General features: G+C 51.7%; 12 protein-coding genes. 4 read left to right on the top strand and 8 right to left on the bottom strand.

From position 1 onward, the window contains the following. Positions 1-46: 46 nt before the first annotated feature. Entirely contained in the window at positions 47-1183 is a 1137-nt protein-coding gene (ribD, locus tag KKH3_RS04145) for a bifunctional diaminohydroxyphosphoribosylaminopyrimidine deaminase/5-amino-6-(5-phosphoribosylamino)uracil reductase RibD (RefSeq protein WP_039356118.1), read from the bottom strand. Positions 1184-1218: 35 nt separating this feature from the next. Beyond that, complete coding sequence (nrdR, locus tag KKH3_RS04140; RefSeq protein ID WP_010282042.1) at positions 1219-1668, bottom strand: transcriptional regulator NrdR; 450 nt, start codon at positions 1666-1668, stop codon at positions 1219-1221. 217 nt (positions 1669-1885) lie between these two features. Between nrdR and KKH3_RS04135 the strand changes: the two genes are divergently transcribed. Further along, a complete protein-coding gene (locus tag KKH3_RS04135; protein ID WP_039356115.1) occupies positions 1886-2455 on the top strand; it encodes a SadB/YajI family lipoprotein in 570 nt (189 codons plus the stop codon). Positions 2456-2527: 72 nt separating this feature from the next. Here KKH3_RS04135 and secF read toward each other — a convergent pair whose 3' ends face one another. From secF to queA, 5 genes are all read right to left on the bottom strand, one after another. Continuing rightward, on the bottom strand, positions 2528-3439 hold the full coding sequence (secF, locus tag KKH3_RS04130; protein WP_052201365.1) for a protein translocase subunit SecF: 912 nt from the start codon (positions 3437-3439) through the stop codon (positions 2528-2530). A 72-nt stretch (positions 3440-3511) separates the two neighbouring features. Beyond that, the gene (gene secD, locus KKH3_RS04125; RefSeq protein WP_072034498.1) at positions 3512-5359 is read right to left on the bottom strand and encodes a protein translocase subunit SecD; all 1848 of its coding nucleotides are present in this window, start codon (positions 5357-5359) and stop codon (positions 3512-3514) included. A gap of 27 nt (positions 5360-5386) precedes the next feature. Then, the gene (yajC, locus tag KKH3_RS04120) at positions 5387-5719 is read right to left on the bottom strand and encodes a preprotein translocase subunit YajC (protein ID WP_010282033.1); all 333 of its coding nucleotides are present in this window, start codon (positions 5717-5719) and stop codon (positions 5387-5389) included. Between the two features lie 126 nt (positions 5720-5845). Further along, positions 5846-6991, bottom strand: a complete 1146-nt coding sequence (tgt, locus tag KKH3_RS04115) for a tRNA guanosine(34) transglycosylase Tgt (protein WP_039356106.1) — start codon at positions 6989-6991, stop codon at positions 5846-5848. A gap of 96 nt (positions 6992-7087) precedes the next feature. Then, entirely contained in the window at positions 7088-8155 is a 1068-nt protein-coding gene (gene queA, locus KKH3_RS04110) for a tRNA preQ1(34) S-adenosylmethionine ribosyltransferase-isomerase QueA (RefSeq protein WP_039356102.1), read from the bottom strand. A gap of 178 nt (positions 8156-8333) precedes the next feature. Between queA and KKH3_RS04105 the strand changes: the two genes are divergently transcribed. From KKH3_RS04105 to KKH3_RS04095, 3 genes are all read left to right on the top strand, one after another. Next, positions 8334-8915 carry an acyl carrier protein phosphodiesterase gene (locus KKH3_RS04105; protein ID WP_039356099.1) on the top strand — a complete coding sequence of 194 codons (582 nt, stop codon included), beginning with the start codon at positions 8334-8336 and terminating at the stop codon, positions 8913-8915. Between the two features lie 331 nt (positions 8916-9246). After that, positions 9247-9849, top strand: coding sequence for a peroxiredoxin C (locus tag KKH3_RS04100; protein ID WP_010299049.1), 603 nt, complete (start codon positions 9247-9249; stop codon positions 9847-9849). 223 nt (positions 9850-10072) lie between these two features. Next, the gene (locus tag KKH3_RS04095; RefSeq protein WP_039356096.1) at positions 10073-11347 is read left to right on the top strand and encodes a mechanosensitive ion channel family protein; all 1275 of its coding nucleotides are present in this window, start codon (positions 10073-10075) and stop codon (positions 11345-11347) included. Positions 11348-11534: 187 nt separating this feature from the next. Here the strand turns inward: KKH3_RS04095 and proY are convergent, their stop codons facing one another. Then, entirely contained in the window at positions 11535-12905 is a 1371-nt protein-coding gene (proY, locus tag KKH3_RS04090; protein WP_039356093.1) for a proline-specific permease ProY, read from the bottom strand. Positions 12906-12996: the final 91 nt, after the last annotated feature.

Here is a 12996-nt window from a genome sequence, read left to right as displayed (position 1 = left end):
CACGTATCCGGTTTTGTCGGACGTGCACCACGTATTTACATACACATCAGAATTTAGGTTTCAGGCGCAATCGCAAATCTGGGCCAATCTGGCGAACGTCTGCAATATCAAATTCCGGTGCCTGAGCCAGCTGATCCAGCCCTGGCAAGAGGCACAGTGAACGGGCATTTTCACCCAGCAGTTTTGGCGCCAGATAAACGATAAGTTCATCAACAACACCTGCATTAAGCAGCGCACCAGCCAGACTGGCTCCGGCTTCGACCCAAACAGAGTTAATCTGCCGTCTCCCCAGTACCATCATCAGCGCGACCAGATCAACGCCGCCATTGTGCTGCGGTAGCATCACTTGTTCAACGCCCTGCGGCCACGCTTGTTCATCCGCCTGCACGCGAGCCAGCCAAGTTTCCCCCGGTTGGTTAACAATACGATGCTGCGGCGTGACACGTTGCTGACTGTCTACAATCACCCGTACGGGCTGCCTGAGATCCGCTTCTGCATAGCGTTTCTGGACATCAGCCCCCAGCTCTGACCAGCGGACCGTGAGAGAAGGATCGTCAGCTAACACCGTCGCACTACTACTCAGAATCGCGGCACTCTCCGCACGAAAACGCTGCACATCCTGCCGCGCCTGCGGTGAGGTAATCCACTGGCTTTCTCCCGACGCCATCGCAGTACGCCCATCCAAAGATGCCGCCATTTTGAGCTGCACATAAGGAAAACCTGTCCGCATGCGTTTCAGAAAGCCTACATTCACCTTCTCTGCTTCAGCCATCATCAACCCATGACTTACAACAATTCCCGCTTGCTGTAAGCGATGTAAACCACGACCCGCCACTTGTGGATTTGGATCCTGCATCGCAGCAACCACACGAGAAATACCCGCAGTAATCAATGCATCGGCACAAGGCGGCGTTCGGCCATGATGGCTACACGGCTCCAATGTAACGTAGGCCGTCGCGCCACGTGCACGTTCCCCCGCCATTCTCAGCGCATGCACTTCTGCGTGGGGTTCACCCGCACGAAAATGATAGCCTTCACCCACAATTTCGCCATCACGCACGATCACGCAGCCAACATTGGGGTTGGGTGCTGTCGTGAAACAGCCACGGCGCGCCAGCTCTAACGCGCGCGCCATGTATAATTCATCCTGCGGCAAGTGGCCATTCTCCTGAAAAGCACTCATTCCCGAACCTCTTATCTCCGTCGTGTTGGCGCGACTTAATCCTGCAAACGCGCAATCTCTTCGCCAAATTCGCGGATATCTTCAAAACTGCGATACACGGATGCAAAGCGGATATAAGCCACTTTATCCAGTTTTCTCAGCGCTTCCATCACCAGGTTCCCCACCATCTTGGTGGTTACCTCGCGTTCTCCGGTAGCACGAAGATGCGATTTAATGTGATTAAGCGCCATTTCGACATCATCAGAACTGACTGGCCTTTTTTCCAGTGCTTTCAGCATACCGCTACGCAATTTATCCTCATTAAAAGGCTCGCGCACTTCATTGCTTTTGATGACTCGCGGCATCACCAGTTCAGCCACTTCAAACGTAGTGAAGCGCTCATGACAAACCAGACACTGCCGACGACGACGTACTTGCGAACCTTCGCCGACCAGACGGGAATCAATGACTTTGGTATCAACAGCGGAACAAAACGGGCAATGCATGATGTGTCCTGACCAGTAATCCTTAACGTAGCGACAGTTTACCCTGAATTAACGGACTAACCAAAACTCCTGATCTACGTTGCGAAGGGTTTCGCATCTCTTCCGGTAATAGGATGAAAAAAGCTGTCTCACCTATGACTTAGGCTTAATCGCAGCTAAACTCAGCAACAGGGATCAACGGATCAATGAATAAAACATCGAAAGGGGAACCACAGATATGAGAACCCGATATCGCGTACTGACCTTCCTGCCCGCGCTTGTTTTGCTCGCAGGGTGCGCTGAACAGCGCCAGATGCCCAAATTGCAGAATCAGATAGGTCAGCTCAATCAGCAATTACAAACGCTGACCGATCAGGCCACGGCATTAGAGCGACAAAATGCGTTGAATTCCCAGTCCACTTCCGGCGTTTATTTACTGCCTGCTGCACAAACCAACACCGTGCTGGAGAGCAGTATTGGCAGACTCAACGTCTCGTTACGCAATATTGAGACTGAAGCAAACGGAACAAGCGCGTTGCTGCACATTCGCACGCTTGACGCAAAGGGGCTACCAGCCTTTGGCGCACAGCTTGACTGGGGACGGCTCGATCCTGTGAGCGGCAAGCCTTTAGCTGGCGACACGCAAACACAGTCGTTTGTCGTCTCCCCCACACTATTACCAAAAACCGAAGCGATTATTGAATTGCGCCTGAGTGGCCTGTCGCCGGAAGAACTTGGCTTTGTTCGTGTGCATCAGGTTCAGGAAATACAGAGTCCGCCCCCCGTTGCCGCAACCGAGTCCCCCTAGTAAACACGTTTCCCAGACCTAAGATGCAAAAAACCCCGCAATGCGGGGTTTTTTACGTTTACAGTCAGCAGATTAAGGCAGGATAGACGGTTGATCCGCCCCTTCTTTTTCCACTTTCTGAACGATCAGGTGTTCACGCTTCATACCCAGTTTCAACGCCAGTGCGGAAGAAACATAGATAGAAGAGATCGTACCGATGATCACACCGATAAACATCGTCAACGAGAAGCCATGCAACAAAGCACCACCGAAGACCATGAGGATCACAATCATCGCCAGCGTGGTCGCTGAGGTGATAATGGTACGGTGCAGCGTTTGTGTCAGAGAAATGTTGGTAATCTCGTAAGGTGTGCCACGACGAACCTTGCGGAAGTTCTCACGAATACGGTCAGATACCACGATCTTATCGTTAAGTGAATAACCAATTACCGACATCAGTGACGCAATGATCGTGAGGTCAATCTCAATAGAGAACAGAGACAGCAGCCCCATTGTGATAATCGTATCGTGCGCCAAAGCCAGCACGGCTCCCATCGCCAGACGCCATTCAAAACGAAAACCGATGTAAATAAGGATCGCAATCAGCGCAGACATCAGCGCCAATGCGCCCGCCTGAGCCAAATCGCTCCCCACGCTCGGCCCAACAAACTCAATACGTTTCACCGTTGCATGCTGCTGGAAGGTATCATTCACTACCTTCAGCACTTTGTTACCAAGCGCTTCGTTCTCGCTGCCAGAAACCGGTGGCATACGCACCATCACGTCACGGCTGCTACCGAAATTCTGCACCTGCGGCTCTGAAAACCCAGAGGTCTCCAATGAACTACGCAGGACATCGAGATCGATCGGTTTCTCAAGGCTAATCTCAATAACCGTACCACCGGTAAAATCGAGCCCCCAGTTGAAACCACGCACACCCATAACCACGATAGAAGCGATGATCAGCAGACCGGAAATGGCAAATGCCAATGTGTCCCAGCGCATGAAATCATAGACTTTACGCCCATGATTGAGTTGTTCAATGTTGTATTCCTGTTCCTGTGCCACAACGCACTCCTAGATAGACAGCTTGTTGATACGTTTACCGCCGTAAAGCAGGTTAACGATGGCACGAGTACCGACAATCGCCGTAAACATTGAGGTCGCAATCCCAATCGCCGTCGTGATCGCAAACCCTTTGATAGAACCGGTACCAACCGCATACAGGATGATGACTTTAATCAACGTCGTAACGTTTGCATCAACAATCGAACTGAACGCACCTTTGTAGCCCTCATGAATGGCCTGTTGCACGGAGCGACCATTACTGAGTTCTTCCTTGATACGTTCGTTAATGAGTACGTTAGCATCGACTGCAACCGCCAGCGTAAGCACGATACCCGCGATCCCTGGCATAGTCAGTGTCGCCCCTGGAAGCAGCGACATCACGCCGACAATCAGCACCAGGTTAGCAACCAATGCACTGGTCGCGATAACACCAAATTTTTTGTAGAAGAAGACCATAAAGAGGATCGATGCGATCAAGCCCCACAAACAGGCTTCCAGACCCTGAGTGATGTTTTGCATCCCAAGCGTTGGCCCAATGGTACGTTCTTCAACGATCTGGATCGGTGCAATCAGCGCCCCCGCACGCAGCAGCAGAGAAAGCTGACGCGCTTCGTTCGGGTTATCAATACCGGTAATACGGAAACTGTTACCCAGTCGCGACTGAATCGTCGCTACGTTGATCACTTCTTCGTGTTTTTCCAATATCGAGCGGCCAGTTGCATCTTTCTTGCCGCTGTCTTTGTATTCCACAAAGAGCGTCGCCATCAGCTTGCCGATACTGTCTTTGGTGAAGTTGGACATGGTGTTGCCACCCGCGCTGTCCAGAGAAATATTCACCTGAGGCTGGTTATATTCATCCGTACTCGATGTCGAATCGGTAATATGGTCGCCTGTCAGAATCACGCGTTTGAACAACACCACCGGTGAGCCATCACGCATGTTCTTCACTTCAGAGTCGCCCGGCACGCGGCCGTTCGCCGCTGCGGTCGCATCAGCATTACTGTTGACCAGACGGAATTCCAGCGTAGCGGTTGCGCCAAGAATTTCTTTCGCGCGCGCGGTGTCCTGAATACCCGGTAACTCAACGACGATACGGTCAGCACCCTGACGCTGTACCAGTGGTTCCGCAACACCCAGTTGGTTTACACGGTTACGCAGGATATTGATGTTCTGCTGTACGGCGTATTCACGCGCTTCACGCAGACGTTCATCAGACATCACTGCGCGTAGCAGGTTGCTGCCGCTGCTGCTGAGAACCAGGTTGCGATGACGAGACGTCAGATAGTTGATGCCCTCATCACGCGTTTGCGCATCACGGAAACGAATTTCGACGCCGTAATTATCAATCTTGCGCACAGAGGCATAAGGAATGTTCTTCTCACGCAGATCGCTGCGCAAAGAGTCCATGGTTTGTTCTTGCAGTTTACCCAGCGCCGTATCCATATCCACTTCCATCAGGAAGTGAACGCCGCCGCGCAGGTCAAGCCCCAATTTCATCGGTTCAGCGCCCAACAACCGCAACCAGCTTGGCGTAGCCGGTGCCAGGTTAAGTGCGACGACGAACTTTTCACCCAGCTCATTAACGAGCGCTTCACGCGCACGGATCTGAATATCAGGGTTAGAGAAGCGAGCCAGAATTGCACCGTCTTCCAATGCAATCGACTTGCTGGCAATATTTTGTTCTTTTAAGACATTCTGGACTTGGATCAGCGTCGTTTCGCTGGCGGCGGTTCCCCGCGCGCCAGTAACTTGTACCGCCGGATCCTCACCATATAGGTTAGGAAGTGCGTAGAGCAGGCCGACAAACAACACCACGACCAGCATCAGGTACTTCCACAAAGGATAACGATTTAACACGGCAGTTCCCTTCGGGAAAATCGGAAATTACAGGGCCTTAATCGTGCCCTTCGGCAGCACGGCAGCCACGAAATCACGTTTGATAACCACTTCATTGGTCTCGTTCAACGCAATCGCAATATAGCCAGTTTCGGACACTTTGGTTACGCGACCAACCAGACCACCGGTCGTTAAGACTTCATCGCCCTTGCCGATAGAATCCATTAACTTTTTGTGTTCCTTGGCGCGTTTTTGCTGAGGACGCAGGATCATAAAGTAGAAAATCAGACCAAAAACGGCCAGCATAATAACCAGAGAGTACGGGCTTCCCTGAGCCGGAGCGCCGGTTGCAGCTACAGCATCGGAGATGAAAAGACTCATGTAAATATCCTCTTTTTTGTCAAAAGATAAGCTATCAAAAAGATAAGTTATCAACCTTATAATCGTAAAAACGCTTCACAGCAAAATACAATTCATAACAGAATACAATGCATAGCAAACGGGCTATCAGCTGCTTGCCGCAACGTTTTTTTCAGCAAGCGGCGGAACCGGTTTGCCTATGCGTTGGTAAAAATCCACCACAAAGTGCTCTAATTTACCCTCTTCAATGGCCTGACGTAAACCTGCCATTAAACGCTGATAATAACGCAAGTTATGAATGGTATTGAGTCGTGCTCCGAGTATTTCGTTGCAACGGTCAAGATGATGCAAGTAGGCGCGGCTATAATTGCGACACGTGTAGCAATCACAGTGTTCATCCAGCGAGCTGACGTCGTCCTTATGCTTCGCATTACGGATTTTCACTACGCCATCAGTCACGAAGAGATGCCCGTTACGTGCGTTGCGCGTTGGCATCACGCAGTCAAACATATCGACACCGCGGCGGACACCTTCAACCAAGTCTTCCGGTTTGCCAACGCCCATCAAATAGCGCGGTTTATCTTCTGGAATCTGCGGGCAAACGTGTTCCAGAATACGGTGCATATCTTCTTTTGGCTCACCGACAGCCAAACCGCCCACAGCGTACCCATCAAAGCCAATGTCTACCAGCCCTTTTACGGATACATCACGTAAATCTTCGTAAACACTTCCCTGAATAATACCGAACAACGCATTTTTATTCTCCAGCTCATCAAAACGCTGACGGCTGCGTTTCGCCCAGCGTAGTGACATCTCCATCGAGCGCTTGGCGTAATCCCAGTCGGCAGGGTACGGCGTACACTCATCAAAGATCATCACGATGTCGGAACCGAGATCGTGCTGGATTTCCATCGATTTTTCCGGGCTCAGGAAAATCGAGTCCCCGTTGATCGGGTTACGGAAATGCACGCCCTGTTCGGTAATCTTGCGAATATCGCCGAGGCTGAACACCTGAAAACCGCCGGAGTCCGTCAGAATCGGGCCGTGCCACTGCATGAAGTCGTGCAGATCGCCATGCAGCTTCATGATTTCCTGACCGGGGCGCAGCCACAGATGGAAGGTATTGCCGAGCAGAATCTGTGCGCCAGTGTCTTTCACTTCTTCCGGCGTCATGCCTTTCACCGTGCCGTACGTTCCCACAGGCATAAAAGCCGGGGTTTCCACCACGCCACGTTCAAAAATCAATCTGCCGCGTCGCGCACGGCCGTCCGTTGTTTGTAATTCGTACTTCACTTAGCCTCCGGCATCAGAAAAACAGTCTGATGGTAATGATGTATTAACGCCTGACAGAGCGTGGTCTGTGACGTTCCTATTATGCGGACAGCAGGTTTATCCCACTTTTTCCTGTTCGGCCATCGGGTTGTGCGTAATAAACATCGCATCACCGTAGCTGAAAAAACGATATTGCTCTGCCACCGCCTGACGGTAAGCAGACATTGTGTTCTGGTAACCAGCAAAGGCCGATACCAGCATGATTAACGTCGATTCGGGTAAATGGAAATTGGTCACCAGCGCATCGATAATGCGGTAGTGATAGCCCGGATAGATGAAAATTTTGGTATCGCCGAAGAACGGTTCGATCGCCGCATTCTGGCTAGCCTGTGCGGCACTTTCCAGTGAACGTACCGAGGTGGTACCAACAGCGATCACGCGGTTTCCCCGCGCTTTGCACGCGAGCACCGCATCCACGACGTCCTGCGGTACTTCGGCATATTCGGCGTGCATGATGTGATCTTCAATCGTATCGACGCGTACAGGCTGGAACGTCCCCGCCCCCACGTGCAGCGTCACGAACGCCATGTCGATGCCCTTCTCGCGCAGCGCGGCCAACATCGGCTCATCAAAATGCAAGCCCGCCGTTGGTGCTGCTACGGCGCCCGGACGTTGGCTATATACGGTCTGATAAAGCTCGCGGTCGGCGTCTTCATCAGGCCTGTCGATATAAGGCGGCAACGGCATGTGGCCGATATCATTCAGAATCGACAAGACATCGCGGGAGTCATCGAAATGCAGCTCAAATAGCGCATCGTGACGAGCGGCCATCGTGGCCTTGACGCTTTCGTCATCGCCGAGCAGCAGTTCCGTACCCGGCTTTGGCGCTTTTGACGCCCGAACGTGCGCCAGCACCCGATGTTCATCCAACACGCGCTCTACCAGCACTTCCAGCTTACCGCCGCTGGCTTTACGGCCAAACAAACGAGCGGGAATTACGCGCGTGTTATTGAACACCAGCAGATCGCCAGGATTCAGTTTATCCAGCAAATCGGTAAACACCCCGTGCGTCAGATTTCCCGTCGCCCCGTCCAGCGATAGCAGGCGGCAACCACTGCGTTCCGCTTGTGGATAATGGGCAATCAATGATTCAGGAAGTTCAAACGAAAAATCGGCAACACGCATGGCAATTCACTTAGCTGTAATACATTAAAAATGGGCGGCCTAGTCTAGAGCCGCAAGCGCATGGCTGCAAGAAATAAGCACACGGCGGGCGTAACACATCACAATCACACTCGGAGACTTCCCACTTTGCTCGCTAAGATGGCCTGCACAATAAAGAAGAAGCGGATATACTATCGCCATGAATTTTCTTGCTCACCTCCATCTGGCCACGCTGGCCGACAGCTCTCTATTAGGTAATCTGATGGCGGATTTCGTGCGCGGCAATCCACAGGATAGCTACGCTGACGAGATCGTCGCGGGTATTCGTCTGCACCGTCGTGTTGATTCACTGACCGACAGCCTGCCAGAAGTCAAACAGGCACGACAGTATTTCAGCGATGAATTCCGCCGCGTGTCGCCAATTACCTTGGATGTTCTGTGGGATCACTATCTTGCACGTCACTGGCTCCAGTTGGTGCCGGATACCCCCTTGCAAGCCTTTATCGACAATGCACAATCACAAATCGAGCCACATCTGGCGCAAACGCCTGAACGCTTTCAGAACCTCAATCGCTATCTGTGGCCTGAACGCTGGATGACGCGCTATGCGGAGCTGCCGTTTATCGCCGATGTGCTGCACAGAATGTCGGTACGCCGCCCGAAACTGGCCGCGCTGTCCGGCTCTTTTCAGGATATCGAGCAGCACTATCACCAATTTGAAACACTCTTCTGGCAGTTTTATCCACGGATGATGCAATTAGCGAAAACGCAGCAGTTGTAAGATCGCGATTTTTCCGTTGTTCTACGCGATATATACCCTAAATAATTCGAGTTGCGTGACAAAACGTGAGCGTTTTGAACAACGCTCTGCGTTGGTCCTTTAGGACAATGTAACGCAGCAACCGCACAAGCAGCTTGAAATATAACGGAGATATTGCCCTTTCCGTCAAAAGGGCTAATGTAGCTTCTTGAAAGGAAACAGCGATGAGTTCAATAGACAAAAACTATCTCATTGATTGGTCTCTTTGCCTGTATTCACTCAGGTAGAATCCCTATACTGATCGCTGTTTTTTATATCATCCGATCATTAACCGCTATCTACAGGAGTAATTATGGTCCTGGTAACTCGTCAAGCCCCAGACTTCACCGCAGCTGCCGTTTTAGGCAGTGGCGAAATCGTCGAAAATTTCAACCTGAAGAAGCACATCAACGGTAAAGCTGCCGTGATCTTCTTCTGGCCGATGGACTTCACCTTCGTTTGTCCGTCAGAGCTGATTGCTTTCGATCACCGCTATGCCGAGTTCAAGAAACGCGGTGTAGAAGTGGTTGGCGTTTCCTTCGACTCCGAGTTTGTTCACAATGCATGGCGTAAAACCCCTGTGGACAAAGGCGGCATCGGCGAAGTGCAATACGCGATGGTTGCTGACATTAAACGTGAAATCCAGAAGGCCTACGGCATTGAGCACCCAGAAGCCGGTGTTGCACTGCGTGGTTCTTTCCTGATCGACAAAAACGGCGTGGTTCGTCACCAGGTGGTGAACGATCTGCCGCTGGGTCGTAACATCGATGAAATGCTGCGCACCGTTGACGCCCTGCAATTCCACGAAGAGCACGGCGAAGTGTGCCCAGCACAGTGGGAAAAAGGAAAATCCGGTATGGGCGCATCACCAGACGGTGTAGCGAAATACCTGTCTGAGAACGCAGACAAGCTGTAATTCCTCATCCTGCCGACATGGTAATATGATGACCAAGCCAGCTGCTATGCAGTTGGCTTTTTCTTTGCCCGCAATTTATCCCTCTGTTCTCCTTCACCTCTCACCCCACCTTCCCGGCGATATCTTAAATAATACAAAAGGTTGACTAGGGGCGCTAAATCCTTAGCCTTAAAGCCACATCGTGTTAATGCACGACAGATTCATTGGAATAAAAGGAGAACGCATGCAACAAAATCTCGCGCTGTGGCTCAGAGAAGCTGGGATAGAACACGCTAGCATCATTGCGTTACTGATTGTTCTTGGGCTGATATTGCTCATTTCTGCCGTCATCCACCTGATTTTTCATCAGGTTGTGCTGAAAAGAATGGTGCTGCGCTCACTCAATAAGCCAGGAAAAACCGAGGGGCGCGGATGGAAACAGGCGCTGACGCAACACAACTTGTTTAACCGGCTGGCGTTCTTGCTACAAGGGGTGATCCTGAATATTCAGGTCTTTGTGTGGCTTCCTTCGCAGAGTGAAACCCGCGAAGCGCTCATCATCTGTTCCCAAGTGTGGATCATGGTTTTTGCGCTGCTGTCCCTGTTCTCGCTCCTCGATGTTCTGCTCAACGTTTCCGCCCGAACCAAAGTCGCCACCCAATTGCCGCTACGCGGTATCTTCCAAAGTCTGAAACTGATCGCCACCATTGTTATCAGCATTATGGTGGTGTCGCTACTCATCGGGAAATCGCCACTGATTCTGATTAGTGGGTTAGGCGCAATGGCTGCCGTCCTGATGTTGGTGTTCAAAGATCCGATTATGGGGCTGGTCGCGGGCATCCAACTCTCCGCCAACGACATGTTAACGCTGGGAGACTGGCTCGAAATGCCGAAATACGGCGCTGATGGTGCGGTTATCGACATCGGGCTGACGACAGTGAAGGTGAAAAACTGGGACAATACCGTCACCACCATTCCAACTTATGCGTTGGTGTCCGACTCCTTCAAGAACTGGCGATCAATGTCGGAATCAGGGGGGCGGCGCATCAAGCGTAGTATCAATGTTGATACCACCAGTGTGCATTTCATGACGGAAGACGAGCAGGCGCGATTGCTGCGCAGCAAGCTGCTATCGCCTTATATTCAGAATAAGAAGAGCGAACTGGATCAGCACAATGCACAGTCCGATTCCGACCTGACATCACCGCTAAACGGCCGTCGTCTGACAAATTTGGGGACGTTCCGCGCCTACCTTCAAGTATATCTTCGTACCCATCCGGGCATTCATAAAGGGATGACGCTGATGGTGCGACAGCTTGCGCCAACGTCAGAAGGGTTACCGCTGGAAATTTATGCGTTTACCAACACCACTGCCTGGGTCAATTACGAAAGTATTCAGTCTGACATTTTCGACCATATCTTTGCGATCTTACCGGAGTTCGATCTCCGCGTTCATCAAACGCCAACCGGTCACGATATGCGGGTCATGGCCCAGCAAATGACAGCTCCGAAAGCGTAATATCGATTCAATAAAAGCGCTCAGGTGGCAATAACGCTCACTTAAGCTTGGATTTAGGGGGAAACACGGTGATGAGGTTCCCGTAGGGATGCCTCACACCGTGGTAGCCCCCGGTATCTCGATCCTTAAACGATCGGTATTACTCCAACAGGAGTGCTTCTTCTGATAGCAAGCGACTAACTTAATGCTATGCCGCTACCGCGTTCTGACGCTTCTTCTTCCAGACATAGCCGACTAAAAGCAGCACTATCCAAATGATGCCGACATACAGCGACACGCGCGTGTCCGGGAAGTAGCCAATCAAACCAATGATAAAGAACAGGAAGATAATGCCGAACACGGAGGTCGCGATACCGCCACGCAGCGGGAACGCCAGCGCTTTCACTTCATCCGAGCTCAGACGGCGGCGGAAGGCGATCTGAGAAAACAGAATCATGATCCACACCCACACCGTTGCAAACGTTGCCAGCGAAGCAATCACCAGGAAAACTTTGCCGGGCATAATGTAATTCAGGTACACCGCGACCAGCAGCGCCGTCATCATCACAACCACCGTGACCCACGGGATACCGCGTTTGGAAATACGGCTAAACACCTTCGGTGCATGCCCCTGCTCCGCCATCCCGTGCAGCATACGGCCGACGCCGAAGACATCACTGTTAATCGCCGACAGCGACGCGGTAATCACGACAAAGTTCAGGATCCCTGCCGCCGCTGTAATGCCCATATGCTGGAACGTCAGTACGAACGGGCTTCCGTTGGTACCAACCTGATTCCACGGGTAAATCGACATAATGACGAACAGCGTGCCGACATAGAACACCAGAATACGCCACGGCACAGAGTTAATCGCACGAGGGATAGACTTCTGTGGGTCTTTCGCCTCACCAGCCGTAATCCCGATAATCTCCACGCCGCCATACGCAAACATCACCAGTTGCAGCGAGAGAATCATCCCCATCACGCCGTTACTGAAGAACCCGCCATTGCTCCAAAGATTGTGGATACCGGTGGGTTCGCCCCCGTTGCCAATCCCCCAGATGATGATGCCGATCCCAGCCGCGATCATGATGATAATAGTGGCCACTTTGAAGAAAGAGAGCCAAAACTCCAGTTCACCAAAGGCTTTCACATTCATCAGGTTAATGGCACCAATGATGAGTACCACACTCAGAACCCACACCCAGTGCGGCACGGCAGGGAACCAGACGCCCATATAGATGCCAAACGCAGTCACATCGGCAATGGCGACAATCAGCATCTCAAAGCAGTAAGTCCAGCCGGTGATATAGCCCGCCAATGGCCCGAGATAGTCCTGCGCATAGCGGGAAAACGAGCTGGACTGCGGGTTATGCACCGACATCTCACCCAGTGCGCGCATGATGATATACGCGACAACCCCGCCGATCAGATAAGCCAGTAATACACTGGGGCCAGCCATTTGGATCGCACTCGCGGAACCATAAAACAGACCGGTACCGATCGCCGATCCAAGGGCAATAAAGCGGATATGCCGCGTGCTTAACCCACGCTTGAGCTTAGAGGATGGTTGTTCCATTGATAAGCAACCCTGTCTTATAGAAAGAAAAACATTACAAAAAGAAAAACCACAGGCAAATACCTGTGGTGCAGAAACCCAACGTTGCGCT

This window comes from Pectobacterium actinidiae (assembly GCF_000803315.1).
In the GTDB taxonomy this organism is placed as follows: Bacteria; Pseudomonadota; Gammaproteobacteria; order Enterobacterales; family Enterobacteriaceae; genus Pectobacterium; species Pectobacterium actinidiae.
Note: the sequence above shows the minus strand (reverse complement) of the source record. Positions and strands in the feature narration are given on the sequence as shown.

What these genes read in the sequence shown, in the direction of transcription:
- KKH3_RS04095 (WP_039356096.1), top strand. Translation starts at nt 10,073, where the DNA reads ATGCAACAAAATCTCGCGCTGTGGCTCAGAGAAGCTGGGATAGAACAC.
- KKH3_RS04105 (WP_039356099.1), top strand. Translation starts at nt 8,334, where the DNA reads ATGAATTTTCTTGCTCACCTCCATCTGGCCACGCTGGCCGACAGCTCT.
- nrdR (WP_010282042.1), bottom strand. Translation starts at nt 1,668, where the DNA reads ATGCATTGCCCGTTTTGTTCCGCTGTTGATACCAAAGTCATTGATTCC.
- proY (WP_039356093.1), bottom strand. Translation starts at nt 12,905, where the DNA reads ATGGAACAACCATCCTCTAAGCTCAAGCGTGGGTTAAGCACGCGGCAT.
- queA (WP_039356102.1), bottom strand. Translation starts at nt 8,155, where the DNA reads ATGCGTGTTGCCGATTTTTCGTTTGAACTTCCTGAATCATTGATTGCC.
- yajC (WP_010282033.1), bottom strand. Translation starts at nt 5,719, where the DNA reads ATGAGTCTTTTCATCTCCGATGCTGTAGCTGCAACCGGCGCTCCGGCT.
- KKH3_RS04100 (WP_010299049.1), top strand. Translation starts at nt 9,247, where the DNA reads ATGGTCCTGGTAACTCGTCAAGCCCCAGACTTCACCGCAGCTGCCGTT.
- KKH3_RS04135 (WP_039356115.1), top strand. Translation starts at nt 1,886, where the DNA reads ATGAGAACCCGATATCGCGTACTGACCTTCCTGCCCGCGCTTGTTTTG.
- secF (WP_052201365.1), bottom strand. Translation starts at nt 3,439, where the DNA reads ATGCGCTGGGACACATTGGCATTTGCCATTTCCGGTCTGCTGATCATC.
- ribD (WP_039356118.1), bottom strand. Translation starts at nt 1,183, where the DNA reads ATGAGTGCTTTTCAGGAGAATGGCCACTTGCCGCAGGATGAATTATAC.